Below are 22646 nucleotides of genomic sequence, written 5' to 3'. Positions count from 1 at the left end.
TTAATAGGCTATACTAAAAAAAAGATGAAATACTCAGAAACATCCTTAATTATATTAAAAATGACACTATCTTAAGCATAAAACCCACATCTTAATAAAAACAATTGATAACAATTAAAATAATAAAACTTTTAGGTACAATTACATGAAGTCCATGATCGTTGCTGAAAATAAACCGTCAATATTTCTGACAAATACTTGAGTAAAGAGTTGAACCATTTTCTCAATCAAAATAACTTCACATAAGTTATTTATGATATTGACTCTCAGAACAGTATAAAAAATATTACTAAATTTAGTATAATCACTAAGAATAAAAAAATAAAATTTTAATAATGTTTATAAAATATATATTTAACAATAATATTAAAATTTTTTATTATGAACTGCCATAAAAAGAATATTCAAATTGACTATGTGCTTTTAATATTTATTCATCATACTTTCGAAAAAATACCGAATAATGTACGAAATAATCTGATGACATAGAATACAGATCAGATCTATTTTGGTAAGTTGTAACTAAAAATTACCTATATCTTTACTTTCGAAAATTCACTAACATCTCATAGAGATAAGTTTATGTTATAATCAGCACGATTTAAAAACATATCGAGTGTCTTATGAAAACATGATGATTTTATTTATTCTCTTAAAATTAAAACAATCTATAATAATAGCATCAGTTAATAACTATATTATACATGAAATTTTTGTTTTTTTTGGAAATTAACACTATCATTGATCTTCAAGATATGAATATATATCACGCATATTGTGCATTGCTATGATATCCTAACAACTCTGTATGCGAAATATATTTATTAGTGATATTTTAGAAATTCTAGAATCTATTATTATGTCACACTTTGAAAAAAGTATTCAAAAATAGTACTCACTTTATTAGCATAGGCGTGTAAAATATAATTTTTAAGATTTATAACAAGTACGACTCAGAATATCAGAATAAATTGCATTATCATTGATTCGAAAAGTATTAATGAATCACGAGAATTGCACTCGCAAAACAATGATTCCAGTCAATATATTCTAGAATCAAAAAAATATTACATTAAATATTTTTAGTGTTTCTTCTCTGAAATTACAATAAATAATAGACAAACTTATACATAAGAAAAGCATCTGAATAGCTTTAAAGTATATAGAATCACTAGCATGCTTAAATATAGAAAAAGATAGTAATTATATCAGTAAAAATATTTTAAATAGTATAAATCGTATGTGAGCTAAAATTACCGAGATAATGACACATAATACAATATATATTTTTAGTATTCACTTACAAGAATAGATGTCTTCTCAAGCTTGCATAACAATTATCTAGTACAGCATACTTTAAAAATATAAAAACTATTAGCAATAAAAAATAACCATTTTTAGTTTATCAATTAAATATTTAGTATCTTATTTCATATAAAACTATATAAACTTTATGCTATAAAAATCTCAAATAAAAAAATATAAACAAATATCATTACTAATATTACTATTACCTACTTGACAAATCTTCATGCAAAATTCACAATGATGAATCACTATAATGATAAGTGTTTATTCATTGTTTCAATAAAAGTGTTGTAATCTTGATAATATAAAATTTAAAATATTCTGTGTAGAGTAAAAATCGAAAATTTTTAAAAATATTTTATTAATAAAGAAATATTATACAGTTAAGCTATTTCAGATAAACAAAATACAGATTTACTGCTATCAAAGTAGATCTAATCTTAAGGTTACATAAACATTATAAGAAAGTATAAATATATATATAAAAAACGTATTCTGCAGTCACTTGACTCCTAATTGTAAGAAAGAGCACTATAAATATCTATCATAGATAGCTTCATTGATTGCCTAATTCTTTGTTAAATTTAAATTTTATTTTAGATGTAGTGACTATGTTATTTTTTAATGATAAAGAAATTAAGACTGATTCTCAAGGCTACCTCATCAATAGCCATCAATGGCACGAAGATCTTGTTCCCCTCCTTGCAAAGGAAGAAAATATTATTCTAACAAATGAACATCTAGAAATTATTTATTTTGTTCGTTCTTTTTATCAAACGTTCAATACATCACCTACTATTCGCATGCTTGTAAAAGGGGTTTTAGATCAGTTTGGAGATAACAAAGGAAATAGTCGATACTTATACCGGTTATTCCCTACAGGTCCTGCAAAACAAGCGGCAAAACTTGCTGGATTACCAAAACCAGTAAAATGTATTTAATATATTAAATAATAAATCAATAATAAACAAAAAATCTACTACGTGCTTTATTTATATATTATACTAATATAATTGTATCTTTAATAGCTTAGCATAATCACTAATAATACTAATTATTTATATAACTACCTATCAATGTAATCTGATTAAATTCTTTATAGAAAAATGTTTCTATTTAATAAGCTATTTATTAATATTCATTCAAAACATATTATTCCGTAGTGAGTTCTCAGAATTTATTCAATTTTTCTATATAAGAGCAAGAAATTAAGTGCTCAATTGACAAACTTGAGGTAGCCACTTAACTACTTTTCATGTTTTTGTATTTTAAAGTATGCATACTAGATAATCGCTATGTAAGTACGATAAAAAAATCTATTTTTGTTAATGCAGACTGAAAATATACATTTTATTATATTCTACTATCTCAATGATTGTAACTCGAATACGATCTATACCATTTAAAAATATTTTTATTTATAGAATTGCTATCCATATACTATATTATTAGTATCTTAATAATTGTTATATACTTTAAAGCTATTAAAGTACCTTTCTATATATAATCTTGTCCAATATTTATTGAAAGTACAGAAAAGATACACTTCAAATATTGATATAATATTTTTTTGATTCTAAAATATTTTGACCGGAATTATTGTTTTTCGAGTGAAATCCTCGTGATTCATTAATACTTTTTAAATCAATGATAATGCAATTTATTCTGATATTCTGAGTCGTACTTGTTATAAATCTTAAAAATTATATTTCATACGCCATACTAATAAAGTGAGCACTGTTTTTGAATACTTTATTTCAAAGTGTGACATAATAATAGATTGTAGAATTTCTAAAATATCACTAATAAATATATCTCGCGCACAGAATTGTTAGGATATCATAGCAATGCACAACATGCGTGATATACATTAACATCGCGAAGAACAGTGATGATCTGAATTTCTAAAAAACAAAACATTCATGTATAATATAGTTATTAACTGACATTATTTTTATATATTCTGATTTTAACAAAATAAATAAAAAATTATCATATTTTTATAAGACACTCAAGATAGTCTTCGCTCGTCGTAATTATAACGTAAACTTATTTCTATGACATATTAATGAATTCTTAAAAGTAATATTCATAAAATATGTCTAGTTATAACTGACTCAACTAAATCTCATTTACATGCTATATCGTTAGATCGTTCAGCATATTATTCAATAACCGAAGCGTGTGAATGGCTCTCATAATAATGTTATAGGCTTTGCTATTAATTTCATTTCTTAGTTTTAGTGTAATATATGTATTTAGTAAACTTGATCTATCTACTTAAAGCAGGCTAACAATAAAATACGGTTAATAGAAAAGCCTATAACATTATCATGAGAGCCATTCACACGCTTCGGTTATAAAAAAGACAATCGATAAATAACTAAACGAGATACTACAGTAGGTAGATTAAATATCATCACTTTGATATCTAAAAGATAGATAATTGTTTATAAATTTATAGCAAGAATGGTTTGCATAACATGATAATAGTAACTTACTGTATCAAGCGTATAGAACAATACATGATAAGTATTGTTATCTTATGAAATATTGTTATATCTTTTCCCTTCAAATAAAATCAGAGCCTACCTTAATATATTATTGCATTTTAATACTTTCAAATTCACTTAGCTAACTCCACAGGAAATACTTTTAATCAAAAAAATGAGCCGAATGGAAAATCTTTTTCCAAAAAAAAACTGTTGTGAAACACCGTGTTACTAACTACTTTTTAATATTAATTAAAAATAGCATGTTATAACTGCATAATATTTGAAAAGTTACATTATCTATAATTAAAAGATATAAATCCTGTCTATACTCTATACCACTAAATAACAATACTAAAAACGTTCGCTGATTTCATGAGTGTTCAAGAAATTCGTATATATAATTTACATTATAAAATAATTTATTAATATCTTATATTTCTTTACATGTATCGCACATGCGTTAAAATATTTTATTAAAATAAGTAATGCTGTTTATGTGAAATAAAATATTCATCTGCATGGCTAAGTTTGATTTTAGATAAATGAGAATGCATGAGTTCATTATATATAATCTTTTATGTCTACCTTCTTTTTTTTGAATATATAATATATTTCTTAGTATTATTTTATCTTGTTTCACACGGTTTTTATTTGTCACTTAACCTAAAACATTTAGTAATTTTTATTCATAATAATTAAACCTATTAATTAATTTTGTCTACAAAATTAATTGCTTTAAATAAGATTTATTTTTTATATCATAATATTACTTTGAAAAAAATCAGTTCTATTTCCTACTATGAATACCAATAATAGATAATTTTTATCTGAAAATTATATAAAACTAAAGGCTTGAATAAGTTCATTCTAAACACTTTATATTATTTATACATAAATAATACGAAACGTATTGATACCTATTATTATTTTAATGTCTAACGGAAGTATACTATTTTAAGATCTGTAGGGTATCAATATCATTAAGAAATAGTAAAATTTAAAGAAAACGATAAATCAAAGAAATAAATATTATAACGCTATAACTCAAAAATAACTGTAAAAATTTAATATACCTATAATACAAAAAATTTAATAATTAAAATATAATATTCAGAAGATACTTTATTTTATTATATAATTAATTTTATGAGTTTTTCTTAATTATACTAAATGCTCTTAATTATTAATTTATGCCTTTGTAAAACAAAAGAAATAATAAGTTAATGTTATATTAATATCATATCTTTCATATTTTTTGCTAAACTCTTTAGTAAAATTAATATAATTTAAACAATTTATAGAAACTTACAAATAATCACCTAACACTACAAATAAAAAATTTTATAAAATACGGAAACGTTTATATTCTTATATCAGGCACTATTGCTAATAAAGCATGATAAAATGAATAATAGAATATTTCACTCTCTATTGTATATCAAAAGTATAAATCTACATTTTGTCATTATAAACCTATCTTTCTAAATGCTTTTATTATAAATGAACAAAAAATAAGTACTATCAGTACACCTACAACACATTCGTCCCATTCAAATTACTTTGTCCTAAAACTTTTAAAAACATCTATTAAATCAAACACAGTCAAGATTTTACCGACGGATCTTTATAGAAATTTAAATTTTAAATAAAAATTCAGTTTTTAATGTGATACTAAAAGCTTCGTTAACTTTAGTTCAGAAAAAATAAAGCAAATATTATGATTAACAGATTTTCTACTACAAGATATACAAACAACATTTTCTATACTGCAACAACAAATATTCTTACATACTTTATTAAAATAAACAAATAACATAATACTCAATGAAAAAACTTATCGTCACTTACAGATAACTCAAAATTTATTTATTGAAATAAACAATACGCTCTTGTTAACTTTGAATCAATCGGTCAGTGCAATAATAAGTTATATATTCAGCATTAACTACGTAATTTCATTCGTTATCTGACCGCTCCCTTTCAAACACTAAAAACAATCACTGTATTACAAGAATGTAGATTTACATTACAATAATTATTAGACTCAACGCACAACTTAAATGAAATATTAACTTATCTAGATCATGCTCTACTAACCTATGAGAACATACTTATATATAGCGTAATATTACAATATTCTTTAATTCTTAATGAAATTAAAATTGAATATTGAAAAATTTATAAACACATATCATATTATTTTATAAAATAAAAAATTTATTTACACATCATACTATTAAAACTTTTCTGCTATGAAATCATAATAATGATTATTGTTTTAGACTATAATACTAAGATAAATAAATAACAAGTACTTGATGATAAAACAGAATACTGTCTCAATGAGACTAACAGTTACCCAAAAAAACACTGAGAATCAATACAATATCACATATAGTTATTTTTATTCAAATTAGTCCATGATCACAGTACTATAGTTTTAATTCATTATATAAATTAAAAAAATGCACATACTTTACACATAAAATTATTTTATAATAAATAATTGTTGAACTATTACCGTATTTAGCTAATTAAAAAACTAGTATAAAAATTTGAGCTGAGTTAGATGTATTCAACAATCTTACAAAACGCACTGGGATATTACGTCACACCTATACTCAAAATTAAAAGATTAGTCGTATATAATTAACACAAGACGTACTATTTTTAAGAAAATATAAAAATTCAACATTGATTTCTAATCCTTTGTAGTGTTACACGGCATAGATGACTAGTTATTGTTATTTAAAGATAATCAGAAAAATAAATATATACATTAAAGAACTTTATCTTAAGTTAACATGAGCTCTATTAAATACATTTATGTACGTTAATATCTCAAACAATTTAATGCAGGTTTTGTAATTTTTATTACAGAGATAACTGAAGTAATTAACATCTAACACAACGATACTAAATCTCAGTTAGTATTAAAAAATTAAATTAATCAAAGGGTAATATTAATTTATGATTATCTCTTACGTATTTGGCTTACGCTGAAAATATAATAAATTGTATTAAATCTATAATATTATTTTCTAGTCATGACTGTAAATTAACATGACGCTTAAAAAAGAAAAGTTAACATTTACAATAAATTAAATTTATAGATAATGTAACTAAAAAGTGCTTAGAAAGAGAAAGTAATGAACTTGCATCGTACTTTTCTAAGAGTTAATAATCCATAAAATCTTCTTAGAAAAGAAAATTTTACTTTACTAAAAATGTTAAATATAATGAATTTGAATACTTTAATTTCTTAATCAATACTAGATTGTTTATATTTTTCAAAAAGAAGAATTAGAATAAGTAATGCTATGAATTACGACTTATGATTAAGATCTATAAAATAATTTATATACTATATACATAATTAATAGAAATATTAAATAAAATAGTATATTAAAAAATTTTTTATTTACAATTGTAATCTTTAACGTAAATCTTACAAATCATACAATACTCTATTTAAATTCACACATATTCAATTGAAACAACAAAAATAACTACATTATTAATGTAATATTAATTGTAATTATACTTATTATAACAATTATTTTAAAATAAAATTTTTCAAATAAAGTATTGCTAACCAGATATCATTATCCATGACACTCATAACAGGTCTTGATATCTTTTTATAGTTATCCCGTATTCAGTAAAATCTTACTAAATAACCTAATATTAGTTAAACAAAAAATACTTTAAAAAAAGTCATATTAAAATATGTAATTTATTACATTAAACTTTTTTAAAAATAGATCTTAGCATGTAATATATAAAGTACAAATATATTATACTTTTGTATAATCACCATGAGCTAACTCATACTTTATGCATAAAAATTATTTTATACTATTTAATGATCTCAAAGTTTTTTACTAACATCTCTTTAGAAACTGTAATTATATGAAGTTAAACTTAAATGTTTACCATTAAATGTAAATTTTGTACTAACAATATTTTATTAGTATGAGAGTCGTTTTATAAATTATATTTATATTTTATACTTTACACATTGATAACTACAAATTAATATTGACATTTAAAACTATTTGTAATATCAACTCTAAAAATTTTCATTTTTGAACACTGTATCTATTAAAGATTACCAATATTCCTGACGATGATTTTCCAAAGTGAAAAGTGCAATATACAATACATTAACTTAGACCAATATTTATCAGCATGTTCATTTTACCAAATACTTTATTTTTAATACATAAAAAGTGCATAAACATACTTGAAATAAATATATTTCAATATATATCGATAAATAAAAATAAAAATGTAACATTTTAAAATATATTAAAATTAATTTTATTACTAAATCTTTTTTTATTTCAGTACAATATATGTAATATTTATATATAAAACATTATAAATAAAATTTCAGAGAAAATTATCAAAAAGAATTTACCGCCTAATTATTTAAAATCATTATATCTTTATTCATTTTTTATAAATATAGTGACATTAATTAAACCTGAGAGAATTTTTTTAAAAATTAACATTTTGTAATCGATATTAAATTATATTTGTCATAAAAAAACTTTAACAGCCATTATTTACAATGATGTTACATGAATTACAATACACTTATTTAAAATGAAATATCTTACACTTTTAATTAAAAATTTTAACATATTAAAATTATAATTCTCACAAGAAATTTATATCATATAAAATATCTTTTAATTTTCATTTATTTATATACATATGATTTCACCTTTTAGAATTTAAGATAATATTTAACAGATTTTCTTAAAAACTCAGTTTGATAACTAATATACAAGTCTGAATATAATATACTCGCTTGTGATTGAATTCAAACAATTATATTACTATATTTTATTAAACTAATAACTTTAATTACAATCTCTAAGAGAGATTATTTCTTATCAATCAATACTTCAAAAAAAAATTTCTAAATCAACTATAATAAATACATCAATAAATATGCGATAGTTGTTTGAGACAAACATTGAATGAATGTCTTCACTAAATTATATAACTATTCAGAAAATTTTCAGTATTAGATGTATAATCTAGATTATTCACTAAATACTTACGTAAGTTAATAATAAATATTAAAATTTGTGAAAATATACATATAGCAACAGATAGTATGAGTCTCGGTTATAATAGTAAATGCAATCATTAAAACATATTTACTGTAATACATTCATAGACTTATATTACTATATTACTTAATACTACCATGAAACAATTTTTCTGAATGACTAGGAGTGTATAGTGTACATTATACTAAAATAAATTTAAACAATATTCAGAATAAATTCATATCATTATTTAATTTAAAAATCTTACTCCCTTATTTAAACTAGAGTTCATTAAAAGTATTATATACCTTACTTTATCTAAAGTATTATATAATTCATAATTTTTAGCGAATCTTCACTTATTAGCGATACTGTTATTCTTGGCAATAAGTATAAAATATCAAAATATCCTACCCGTTATGTCGTTTCGGTAAGTACAGTAAGGGGTTCACTGATTTTCCTTTATAACGAATTTCAAAATGTAGCTTAATTAAACTTGAACCTGTTTTACCCATAGTGGCTATTTTTTGTCCACCATTAACCCTCTGTTGATCATGCACAAGTAAAGTATCATTATGTGCATACGCACTTAAATAATCATTATTATGTTTTATAATTACAAGATTTCCATATCCACGCAATGCATTTCCTGCATACACAACCTTTCCTGGAGCAGAAGCAAATATAGACTGGCCTCGTAAACCAGAAAGATCAAAACCTTTATTCCCACCTTGAGAATTAGAAAAACTTTCTATTATTTTTCCTTGAGCTGGCCAACACCATTTGATTGATGAGCTATTTTTTCTGTGTTGTACTTTATTAGAAATTGTAGAATCTATCTGCTTTCTTGTCATCTTAGCAGACTGCGTTATAGGGTTTTTATTATTTATTAAAATTTTAACTGAATTGTGCCCTATTAAATTTTGAGTATATTTATTAGTTTTTCGAAGATCAACTAAGCGCTGATTACTATTCAATGAATTTAATATCAATTCTTTTCTAGATATTTTATTTTTATTATCAATATGTAATATTTGCCCGACATGTAATCTATAAGGTTCAGAGAGCTTGTTATTAGATGCTAACTCACGGAAATTATTGCCAGTGATATAAGCAATATAGAATAAAGTATCACCATGTTTTACGGTGTAAGTGGTTCTATGATAACTTGCTTTAGGAATTCTATCATAATCACGGTGATAGATAATACGATTTCGCTTAGTTGAATCTATAGTTATCGAACTATGAATAGAGGATTTTGAGTTTGATAACGTACTAAGTGGAGAAGCCAATGGAACAGTCCTTGTGTTAGAAATAAGTGTTGCTCTTTTTTTAACTATATGTTGGTTTATAGGAATTCCTTGACTTTCATATACACTTGAAATTGTAGCTACTCTATAATATGGAGTCGAACAAGCAGACAAGAATGGATTATTAAATAAAAAGATCACCGCCCATCGAATTCTGATTATTAGGCTGATAATTTTCATACCTCTTCTTCCTCTAAAGACAGATTCAGGACATCATAAATACAGTCATATGAAATATAATCATTTAAAATTATGGCTTAATGGCAGTCTAACTGAATTTATATTAGTTTAGTAAATATCATGTTTAATCTTCGCTACTTTATAATTAACTGATCTAGAACTAAAAATAACAATATGAACTCTGTTTAAGCTGACCTTAATAAGCTAAAACAATGAATTTCATCACAATATTACTGTGTAACAAGAAACACTATATTATAATATTTTTAATATTGCGTTAATAACTAAAAGAAAAATTTTCATACTAAAAGCTAGAATTTTAATATAATCATTCAATCTATTTTAATGTTGTTTATATATCAATTTTATAATAAAATATAATTATCAATGCCAGAAATCACACAAGTAAGCTTGTGCTATTATCAGATAGACGCTTTTATTATTTTAATAATATTATAATAATATTATTAATAATAATCCAAGTAAGCTTCACATTAAATAAATTGTCAACAATTGTATTGACATTAATGCAACCAAGATAAGAGTAACATTAAACCAAATAATACAAACATGTTAGAATGAACATAAATGCTTTTTTTAAACATACAATTATTAAAATTAATTAATTTTTATAATGTCATTTAATTGATATAAATATTTTAGATCATCAAATTATTATTTTTATTTTACAAAATAAAATTCTGAAAACAGTTCTATTATCTAGTTAATGTTCTTATTATCTAGAATACAAGTTAATTTCAAGCTATTGTAAATCAATAGAGTACGTCTTAAGTCTTGAAATATGACATATGAAATATCTCTATACTTTATTTATAATGGATATTATACTATTTTATTATGATACTGACTTAAGATTAAAGAACATTTAATTATTATACACTCCATTTTAATATATAAAGTTATATTAAATACAAAATATACTTTATTATCTTAAATATTAAAATAACCGAGATAATACAATATAAAAATAAAGAGTATATACTCATTTTACTAATTTTTAGTTTATATTTATCAGTAAGAAGTGTAATATTCTAAACGCACTGTTTCCCACAGATTTTATAAATCTTCAAATTATAACTTATGTAAAATCTTTTTATATAATAAAAACAAATAAATCTTTAAGAGATTAAGACAGTGTGTTAACAAATCTTACAGATTTTACATTACACAATCTAGATAATTACTATTAGTATTATAATACATACTGCCTGAAAATTTTTTTGACTCATACAATTATAAATTACATAAGCACTCTTAATGTAGATTAGTGATTTTTATTTAAACTAAAAACTATCTTAGCATGTGTTGATTTTTTAAAATTTCTTATCTTGACTAACATTAAATAATTTTAACTATTAATATCTGCAACGATACATCTTTAATTTTAAGATTTTCCTTACTCGTATTATGGATTTTGACAAATCTTATCTATATTTTAAACACTTTACTTATTAAATTTCACAAAATTTATATTAACGTTTCAAACAACACAAACATGAATTTTAGAAACTATGTTATAGTGCCACTTTATAAAATTGAACTTGATTCCTAATAATTTTTATTTCCAATATTTAGCATAATATAATCACTCTCTAAGACAATTATTGGGTAACTACACATCCTATGTGTTATCTGTTTTTAGAAAATATACAATGGTGTAAAAACACTTAATATATATTTACTAGTTTCAGTGTATATCTTTCCCAAGAACATTCACTCATTATTAATTTATTAAAGTATTTTACACTAAAATCAGTGTCTATAAAATTTATATACTATCAAAATATCTAGCAGAATAATCTTTAAAAAATATTTTGAATAAACATTTATGCTTCAAATAACATAAAGAAAAATCTATTAATGAGTTTTACTAAATTTAAGTTAAATCTCCTAAAATAAATGATAAAAAATAAACTTTTTATAACATTGGAGTAATAATTACCTTTTTATCAGGTAATTAACTTTAGTACCTGTTCTTTATTTTTAATAGATGAAATAAATTTCTATTATCTTTCAATTTCTAACAGAATTGTTTAGAAACCTTGGTGGATAAAAGCTGTCAACTATAATAATGTTAAAAGATTTTGAGGCTACCGTTTTAAATAGCTATTACTATGAGGTGTTAAAACAATATGTAAATTAATTTCTTTTAAACGACGCTTTATCGACTACGAGAAACTTTTCACTCTTAAAACTGAAGCATGTGATAAACTTAATACGTTAACACTGCTATTTCATAATTAGATTTTGTCCAAATTGCAAAAATTTAATCTTGATATCTTATTAAAATGAGATTTCTCTTTTGCACAAAAATCTAAAACTAAGAAACAATTTACCCAAAACCTATAAATACAATAAATATTTGCATAAGCTTTATAAGAAAATTCTTTATCTAAAAAATATTCTCGCGGAACTTGCGATAGAGTATTTAACAAACACACATTTTACATTCTATATTAATGTAATTGCACTAAAATCTCTTTTATAAGCATAGTTATTATTTTAGTTTTCTATAAATTTTCTTAATTTTTCTTGAATTCATTTATGTATTTTATACTATATTAAAATAATTTAAAATCGTGTAAGTAAAAAATACATTGAATTTTTTTAAAAAAATCAATATCTAATCTTACATTACAGAGCTATTAATAAATTTAAGCTCATGCAACACTTTACTGTTAGAATTTTTAAAATAGTAAATTTTTAATACAAGATTTAAAATATTATAAAAGTCACCTTAATATTTTTATTGTCTTCATACTTCATCTAGTAGATTGACATTCAATATACTGCATTGCACACAATAAATTATTCTTTTTAGCACAACTAACATTTTATGATTTACCTTCTTACAGCATGAAACTATATATTTCATCTAGTGATGGTATCATAAAAAAATCAAAATACAATACTTCCAGAACCATAAAAAACTTCAAGTAAATTTCATCATTTCTAAAATTAAAACAGTACCAATATACTAAAACATAATAATATCCAGCCTTAAAAAGCTGCTATATTTATAAAATATAAATATATATTTTGTTTCTGCTCTATACTAATAATTTTTATTTTAAGAACTTACATGTTGAATGATCGATGTTATTTCAACATGTCTGTTGACTGAATTAAATTACATTTCGCTCAATAATTTATTACTAAAAATTTTTAGATTTTACAATAATAAAGTATTCCAAGGCTGAAGCTAGTGTAATATTTATTATAAAATTCTAGAGGAGTTATGATATGATAAATAAATAATTTTAAAAACTTTTACATTGTTAAGATTTTTAATTAGTATAACTTAATAAATGTATTAGTAATATTTAAGTTATGTTATAACACACAAAGTTGTACAGTCTTAATAACTGTTTGTTGTTAAAAATAAATAAGATTCTATTAACTTATTTGATTATAACAATACTACAAAATACCACTATGAATCATATGACTTATAATACACTCAGTTGTTATATGACTTCAAATAACATCTTGCACCATTCTGAAGTGAAATCTAGATTTATTAAGTTTTCGAACGTAAACTTCATGATTCTGCCTAACAGAATATTTATATTAAATTTTAATTTTTATCAGTGCAGTGTTAATTACTAATCAATTTCATATACTTTATACAGTTAATAAATCTATGAAGACATTATATATATTTCGGTATAAAACATATCGCTTTTTCATAGAAATCAATTTTTTACTTCGTGCATACATATGTTTTTTGATATAATTATTATTTTATGCTAAATAAGTTAGAATAACTTTAACATTAAATATTTCTTAATTAGTAATCTGCAAGAATGATTGTTTTATTATAGTACAATAATTCTTCAACCTAAATAATTTAAGAAAATCTCTATATCTAAAAAGTTTATTAACTACTTTAATAATAAAAACGTACTATACTTATCTTTTATACAAATCATTACACACCGCATTTACTATTAATTTTAAATTTTATATCTTTTATGATAAAATTTTCTAGAAGATTTTGTATTTTTATATAGAACTAATTCACTATTATACACATTATGTATCTTTATAACTTTCATGACTATTATCTTGAAGTAGAAAAACAACTGCCATGCAAGCTATGCCTTCTTTACGCCCAATAAAACCCAATTTCTCAGTTGTTGTTGCTTTTACATTAATAGCATCTACATAACATTTAAAATCTTCTGAAAGATTAACTCGAATTTTCGGAATATAAGATGATACTTTCGGCAATTGAGTTATAATCGTAATATCAAGATTACTAATACAATAACCTTTTCTACGCACGTGATAATATGCCTCTCTTAACAATAATCGACTATCAGCATCTTTATAGGCAGAATCCGTATCAGGAAATAACTTACCAATATCACCAAGGGCTGCAGCACCTAAAATAGCATCAGTCACTGCATGTAATACAACGTCACCATCAGAGTGAGAAAGTAATCCCATTTCATTAAAAATAGGCACCCCACCAATGATTAATAGTTTTTTTCCACCAAATTTATGTACATCAAAACCATGTCCAATCCTCATGATTTATTCCTTTATTTCATTCGAGAAAGATAAAATTCTGCCAGTGCTAAATCCTCTGGTAAAGTTACTTTTAAATTATCTAAACGAGCGGGAACTAATGTAGGTTGATAACCGCAAAACTCAAGCGCAGAGGCTTCATCTGTAATAATAGTTTTGTCTTTTAATGCATAAGTTAAACAATCCCACAACAACATTAAAGGAAAAAATTGCGGTGTTAATGCATACCATAAAGACTCACGTTGAACTGTGTAATCAATCACATTAGTTTTATATAATCTACGTTTGATCGTGTCTCTTACCGGAGCTGCAAGGATACCACCACAGCAATTTGTTGTTGCTAATTGAATCAGCTTATTTAAATCATCTTGATATAAGCAAGGACGTACCGCATCATGGACTAAGACCCATTTCTCTTCCATTCCTTTGTATTGAAATAAAAAATTTAAACCTGCTAGTACAGAATCCGCCCTTTCTCTTCCTCCATTGATCGTAACAATACGGAGATTTTTTGCAATATTCAGTTGAAAAAAAAAGTCATCTGTAGGACTTAACACAACAACAACCAACGCTACTTTAGGGTTTAATAGTAATGCCTCAATACTATACTCAATTATAGTTTTTCCTAAAATTTGCAAATACTGCTTTGGGCAATATGCATGCATACGACTGCCAACGCCTGCTGCAGCAACTATTGCTACAACTTGTTGATGAGTATTACTGCTTAAATGATTCATTATTTTGCATCTTGTATAAAGCTGAGTAAGTTAATAACTATATATTATCTATACTTGTAATTGCTTTGAATTGATATAAAATTAGTTATTTAAATTAAAAAGTGTATATGCACTTTTTTTGACTATGATATATGATATTAGATAAAGCTACTAATATTATTAAAAGTGTAATATCTTAAAATATATCTTATTAATGATAAATTAATAGATTATGTTTTCTTACTATTTCCTTTAACTATTCTATAAAAAGACTCGCCAGGTTTTACCATGCCCAACTCATTACGGATATGTTCTTCAATAGCCTCTTGACCATTATTTAAATCATTAATTTTAGAAAATAACTTCTCATTACGTACTTTTAAACGCGCATTAACAATTTCTTGTGCAGAAATATCATTATTTACACAAATATATTCATATATACCATTTTTACCTAACCATAAAGAGTATTGCATCCAAGCTAACACTCCGATTAATAGAATTGTTAATTTTCCCATTTTACCTCTGACATAAGTAGTGTGATTATCCCATCACTAAGGCAATAGATTACTTCTTGTAATAAAGATAGAAAATAAGTATAATTATAATTTCTATAGCATATGAATTTTATTTATACTTATACCGTATATTTCACTAAGTATCAGTATTCATTATTATATAATGAATTTTATTATTTACACTTAAAATAATTCAAATATTTATAATATATTAAATATATATAATTTATAAATATGTTTAAATACATAAAAACATCTGTTTTAATTTATTTGCGGATTTTAGAATATACTTTATATACTAATAATTAGAAAATAGATGATTGTAGTATTAAAATTTTCAAAATTATTTTGAAACATCTGCATTTATACTAAAAAATAATAAATATTGATATATAAAATAAAGATACATATTTAAAGTATTTTGACATTCTATTATATTCAATACCATTTTCAGGAAACTAAGAAAAATAATTATAGCTGGTATATTAAAACATAGAATGATTATCTCTCTTGATGGTAATGATTGAGTTAAACACTTCAATTTTAGTAGACACCATCCGAAAATACTTTTCTGCTATAACAACAATCTGAGAATAGTAACGACTTTTATGTATATAAATAATTTTATGCAGGCTATAATAATTTTACGTGTTACTGTGATATCTCTAAGATAAATAGATATTAATGCAATTATATAAGATAATAATAAATTCTCTACCACAATGTATTTTAAATTCTGACAATTATTTTATCAAAGTCATAATATTTTATAAGCGGTATCCATAACTTTTGTGCTGGAGACATTAATAGTTACAAAAAGTATGTGAACATTTTAGTTACTACTAACGCTAACTACTCATACTTTTTTGTAACATACAAAACTTTGTGTGTATCATTTTCTTTCTGATAATTTAAGATACTAATATATAGTATTTTTCTAGATCAATCTCTAACAAAAATCACCTACTAAAAACCAATTTTACAAATATACAATAAATAGTACATACAACATCTCATATCTATGTAATTCTTAGAAAGATTTGCATTTTAATCCAGTAAGTAATCACACTTTATTTTTCAAACGATTCATTAACTGGTAAAACTATTGTAAACTGTTTAATTTTGATAAGATATTATAGAAGTATTACATTTTAAAAATTTTAAATATTTTTTAAGCGATGTTCGTGTAAGTACATCCAATGCTAAATGTTTAAAATGTAAAGTGAATATTTTATTACTCATTCCCTTAAAATTTTTATACCATTTCACTAACCATGAATAAATTCAATATTAATCAATATACTTATTATGATTTAGAACATACTTAAATAATAAGTGGTTTTTATAAAAAATTCCATAATATAGATTATATATCATCATCAATTTGATTTTATTTGTAATTTTTTATTTCAATTATAAAAACTCTACAAGAAAATATCGGCTCATCAAAAGTTTGCAGTTATTCTGACTCACTACTCAACACAATTTAAATAAATACAATCCTACGATGATCGCAGGATAACAATGAACATTTATTTTTTTCCACACATTTTTTGTAAAATTTATTTTATCATTCTTATAACCTGTTATTATAAATGCTAATTTTATATAATAAAGTTTATCATATCAGATGATAATGTAGTTATTATATTCAAAATGAAAACTCAAGAAAAAAGTTATAATTGAATATAATATATTATACTTAATCTTGAGCCAAGAATCAAGATAACAAAATATTATTATTTGATTATAAGTAAATTTATAACTAAAAAAATTCACTATAAAATTATAAAAAAATACCTCCAATATTTCTAAAATGAGATATTCAGAACAACTATTTAGATCTAAAACTTTATATGGTTAAGATTATTTATAAATATATTTATCGTTATATAATTAATATAAAATAACGATTAATGATTCTATCTGTTGTCAAATCATTCAAGATTTTTGCTAGAACAATAGATATATTAAAAATGTTTACAATTTAGTTGGTAGCGTATATTATTACACATAATATTTAAGCATTAAAAAATAGTAAATGATCATACAATATACTTTTGACTGTTCATCTTAAAAACTAATAAGTTATTAAGTTTTGTATTGAATTTTCTTTGTATGACTTTTCAACTGCGTAATTTTTTATAATCCAAAAGTAGATTGATATGATGTTCTAGAAATTAACAAACTTCTCATTAAATATAAATGCAATATCAACTAATGGCTTCAGTCAATACTGAGTGCTATATCAGCTAACTAATCATATTATTAACCAAATCTAATCTTGTGATTCCAGAGAATCAGAGCATGATTCTATTTTTATTACAATCGTTTTTGCGAAGATAACAAAAGTGATATTAAGGTTGAATATAATTTACTCAAAATTTTATCAGTAAACTAGAAAATTCATGATCATAATAATTTAACGGAACACTGTAGAAATATTAATTTTTTGATTGTTAGTAAATAAAATATCCCTTTTAAAAATATTATTATTCATACTTTAACTAACTATTATTAACACATATAACTAATTTTAAGTTAGTTTTGAAAATAGTTGATGAATTTATCTAAACAACGTCATTGAGTGACATACTGGCTGCTTTACTTTTAAGCATGATAAATGTAGACAATTCAGTAATAAGGATACTAAATTGTCATAATCTTTATCTGCATCCTATACTTAAATTTTTCTTTTCTAACTTAATACTACATTATGTTTAAAAATTACTCAAAATTTTTTTACATGAGAGTTTATTAGTTATGACTTCTTGACTGTTAGTACATTTTTGACTTGCACATGCCATATATTTCACTTACATGATCAACGTTAGAATGTTATAACTTACTTAACTTTAACTCACTAAAGAATTATTTAATTATCTATAATTAATAGACGTAAATAACCTGTATAACGTAAATAATCATCTATAAATAAAGAAAAAATGAACTGAAAATTTATCAGCGTAATACGGATAGATATAGAATAGCTTTTCTGCTTTAGATCATGTATTCAAAATACGTTGCCTTAATCTATATGTGAAGATAAGTAATTTCATTCATAAATATAATGTATTAATTTTATACTAATCTTTTTTACTTCTCTATATAACTCAAATTAATTTCATATATCGCAACTAAGCTGAATATTTTATAGTTTAAGCTATTTAAATTAATTAATGTAATCAATAGTATACAATATACTTTACATGTAACCACAGCTAAAAACTTACAAGAAACGTAGATATTATTCTTAAAGATAACATTAGGTATGTGAATATAAGGAAATATTTCTTGAAGGTTTTATATTTTTGTTAGTAACAATAAAATATTTTATACACTCATAAAGTATCAAGCTATTTTAGAAATAATTGTTAATATTTCTAAGTTTTTATATGAGAATAAATATAGTGAATAATCGCAATAATTAAAATAAAGTATATTAAAAAATTTATTTTTAATATATCTTTAAAGACTAAAAAAAAGATTTTATAGATTTCAAATGACATGAAAAGCACGAATTTAATTAAATGATTTTATTATTCAGATTTAGTAAGTATGGTTTTCAAGGATTATTTTACTGCTCTCAGATAACACTAAGATTGAAAAGATTAATTTTTTTACTAAAATTTAATACTAATTTTATACTATTCTTTGTTTTATTTAAGTATTAGATACTTATTTTAAGAAATAATATGCTTAATAAAACTAAAATAATATTACTTTTACTTATTTAACATCCTTCGAAAAATATTTTATCTTTTTCATAAAAACTATAGCACATATTATAACATACAATAAAAATTATAAACATTAAAAGTGTCAATGCATATTAACTATCACATTTTTTAGTTTTTAAAAACTAATAAATTTATTAATAATTAACATTGAGTCCGAAAAATATCTCATACAGTTAAAATAATAGTAATATAAATAACTTAATTTTAGTAAGTATAAGATATGTTATATACTCTATTATTTTAGTCGATAATAATAAAATAACAATGTTATTATCACAAAATAAATTTATTATAAACAGATCGAAAATATTTAAAAAAATAATAAATTTACTTTCTCTATACAATAAAAATAAAGAAAATCATCATTCATTTATGTTCACATAGAAAATGAATTCAGTAGTTTTCAATTATTCACGCAAGAAATCTGTATGAAAGTCAACCAATAGTCCATATTATAAATTATATTTAATCAAATAATAATTTTAAAAGTCATTATTTTGAAAAATTATAAGAATTGATTTTTTTAGAGCATATGAAGTTATAAAAGTTTTGTTTTAATAATGAAAATCATTTAACTATGGTATAATTTTAAACATAAAAAATGACACTACTCACTAATTATTGTTAGTATAATATTAAAATTTTTATTATTTCTAATATTGTTTAAACATCAATATACTATATTTTTCTCTAAGAAAAATAAATACTGTACTTTAAATTTAATGGAGTAATTAAGTAGAGTTTATTAGCAATTATTATATTTATTGTCAATACCAATAATATAAAATTTATAGTCTAATTCTTATCTGTCAAATTTGCATAGAATACAGCATCATATTTCTAAAATTAATAAAATAATGCTTTAATTTACTATCAATTAAGTACTGTTGCAATAAATAAAACGGATAGTATATCAAAATATACTCAAGACTTTAGTAATTTTATTCTGATCCTGTGAACTAAATCAAGATATTAATTAATAAACACAAAGCAAGATCATTAACTCATATCTACCATCTAGTTATCAAATATTTATTTTAACTTAAATTTTCTACTTTACTTTGATTTCATCTTTATTGAGAAAATATTTAGTTATTTTTTAAAAGCTTTAATTGTTATCAAATGCAGATAAATAAAAAAATACATTTTTGGATGTAGTAGAATATGTACAGCAATCAATAGTAAAATAATATTTTAAGTATACTATTTTCTTTTTCGAGCACTCCTGTATATCAATATTATCGGATATGATATCTAGATACTACCAACTGAGCACCTAACGCTTTATTTGCGGAATAAGTCCGCTTAGAATAGTATTAATCATACTGTGTATTTCCAATATATTTGTTTTTAGTAACTTTGGAGTAATAATAATCCAGCAATATACTATAAATTTGCTGTAGTAATAATTTTACATTTTTATTAATCATGTTTATCTATTCTTTTAAGTGCATTAATGTTTTAATTACTTAAAGTTTGAGCGAAATAATGATAGCTGAACTTTTCCTACTACTTCGCACTTGAATATCATAAGAATCGTAATGATAAATATATATAATAATAAATTATTGAGTTTTAATAAATAATACAATATAAAAATATTACATAAATATTGTTTTTGTTAATCTCATTTTCGGAACTGATTTTTAATTTTTTAGTAATTGTCAGAATTCGTCATACATATATTTCAATTACTTATGATATTCTTTTCAATTTAATCAATTGAAATGATTCGTTTTAAGATTAATCTAAATAAATTAATATTGTCATCACTATCATTTAGTGCTGGAATATAATGATAAAATTCACCACCATTATTTTTAAAATAATATCGATTTTGTTGATTAATTTCTTCTAACGTTTCTAAACAATCTGCAGAAAATCCTGGACAGATAACTTGTATAGATTTTACACCTTGAGAAGGTAACGTTTGTATTATTTTATTTGTATAAGGTGATAACCAGGCCTCACAAGTAAACCTAGATTGATAAGTCATTAATACACGTTCTTTAGGAAAGTTCAGTGCTGTTTTAAGTAATAAAGTGGTTTTTTCACATTCTTGCGCATAAATATCTCCAGAATCAATATAACGTTTAGGAATACCATGAAAAGAAAGTATTAATCGATCTGGCTCACCATATTCAGAAAAACTTTTTTTAATTGAATTCACTAACCCCTGAATATAAGCTGGATGTGCTGCATAACTACGAATAAAGTGCAAAGAAGGTATTGTTCGTATTTTCCGAAAAATAGAAAAAATACTATCATACACCGCACCAGTTGTTGTAGATGAGTATTGAGGATATAAAGGAAGCACAATTAACTCTGTAATACCTTGATTGATCAGTTTCTCTATTGCATGTTTTAATAACGGCGCACCATACGTCATTCCAATTTCTATTGGAATTTCAGGAAACCATTCAGAAAGACGATTTTTTTGACGTAAAACATAAATTAATAATGGCGAACCTTCTTGCATCCAAATTGATTGATATAATTTTGCAATTTTTGATGAGCGATACGGTAAAATCACACCGTATAAAATAGGTTTCCAAATAATACGAAAAACATCAATGACACGAGAATCACTTAAGAACTCAGCAAGATAACGCTTAGTTGCAGAGGTTGTTGGAGCCTCTGGTGTTCCTAAATTAACCAATAAAATACCATATTTGTTTTCTAACACCATCAATATTCCATTGTTAATCATTACATCTGATTTTATATTGCAATATACTAACGTTATTATTTACTTATAT

The 22646-nt window shown here is 23.1% G+C and carries 6 protein-coding genes; 1 reads left to right on the top strand and 5 read right to left on the bottom strand.

The genetic code is table 11. The features are described 5' to 3' along the window. Window positions 1-1919: 1919 nt before the first annotated feature. A complete protein-coding gene (locus GFV14_RS01265) occupies window positions 1920-2249 on the top strand; it encodes a TusE/DsrC/DsvC family sulfur relay protein (protein WP_457914533.1) in 330 nt (109 codons plus the stop codon). 7030 nt (window positions 2250-9279) lie between these two features. Here the strand turns inward: GFV14_RS01265 and nlpD are convergent. From nlpD to hemH, 5 genes are all read right to left on the bottom strand, one after another. Continuing rightward, window positions 9280-10359: a murein hydrolase activator NlpD gene (gene nlpD, locus GFV14_RS01260; RefSeq protein ID WP_457914532.1), complete on the bottom strand. Its 1080-nt coding sequence runs from the start codon at window positions 10357-10359 to the stop codon at window positions 9280-9282. A gap of 4056 nt (window positions 10360-14415) precedes the next feature. Then, window positions 14416-14916, bottom strand: a complete 501-nt coding sequence (gene ispF / locus GFV14_RS01255) for a 2-C-methyl-D-erythritol 2,4-cyclodiphosphate synthase (protein ID WP_457914531.1) — start codon at window positions 14914-14916, stop codon at window positions 14416-14418. An 11-nt stretch (window positions 14917-14927) separates the two neighbouring features. Then, window positions 14928-15650: a 2-C-methyl-D-erythritol 4-phosphate cytidylyltransferase gene (gene ispD / locus GFV14_RS01250; RefSeq protein WP_457914530.1), complete on the bottom strand. Its 723-nt coding sequence runs from the start codon at window positions 15648-15650 to the stop codon at window positions 14928-14930. Window positions 15651-15859: 209 nt separating this feature from the next. Beyond that, window positions 15860-16147: a cell division protein FtsB gene (gene ftsB / locus GFV14_RS01245; RefSeq protein ID WP_457914529.1), complete on the bottom strand. Its 288-nt coding sequence runs from the start codon at window positions 16145-16147 to the stop codon at window positions 15860-15862. Between the two features lie 5454 nt (window positions 16148-21601). Next, on the bottom strand, window positions 21602-22573 hold the full coding sequence (gene hemH, locus GFV14_RS01240) for a ferrochelatase (RefSeq protein ID WP_457914666.1): 972 nt from the start codon (window positions 22571-22573) through the stop codon (window positions 21602-21604). Window positions 22574-22646 lie beyond the last annotated feature (73 nt).

Origin of the sequence: Candidatus Hartigia pinicola (genome assembly GCA_020541205.1) — a bacterium.
GTDB lineage: Bacteria > Pseudomonadota > Gammaproteobacteria > Enterobacterales > Enterobacteriaceae > Hartigia > Hartigia pinicola.
Note: the sequence above shows the minus strand (reverse complement) of the source record. Positions and strands in the feature narration are given on the sequence as shown.

What these genes read in the sequence shown, in the direction of transcription:
- GFV14_RS01265 (WP_457914533.1), top strand. Translation starts at nt 1,920, where the DNA reads ATGTTATTTTTTAATGATAAAGAAATTAAGACTGATTCTCAAGGCTAC.
- nlpD (WP_457914532.1), bottom strand. Translation starts at nt 10,359, where the DNA reads ATGAAAATTATCAGCCTAATAATCAGAATTCGATGGGCGGTGATCTTT.
- ispF (WP_457914531.1), bottom strand. Translation starts at nt 14,916, where the DNA reads ATGAGGATTGGACATGGTTTTGATGTACATAAATTTGGTGGAAAAAAA.
- ispD (WP_457914530.1), bottom strand. Translation starts at nt 15,650, where the DNA reads ATGAATCATTTAAGCAGTAATACTCATCAACAAGTTGTAGCAATAGTT.
- ftsB (WP_457914529.1), bottom strand. Translation starts at nt 16,147, where the DNA reads ATGGGAAAATTAACAATTCTATTAATCGGAGTGTTAGCTTGGATGCAA.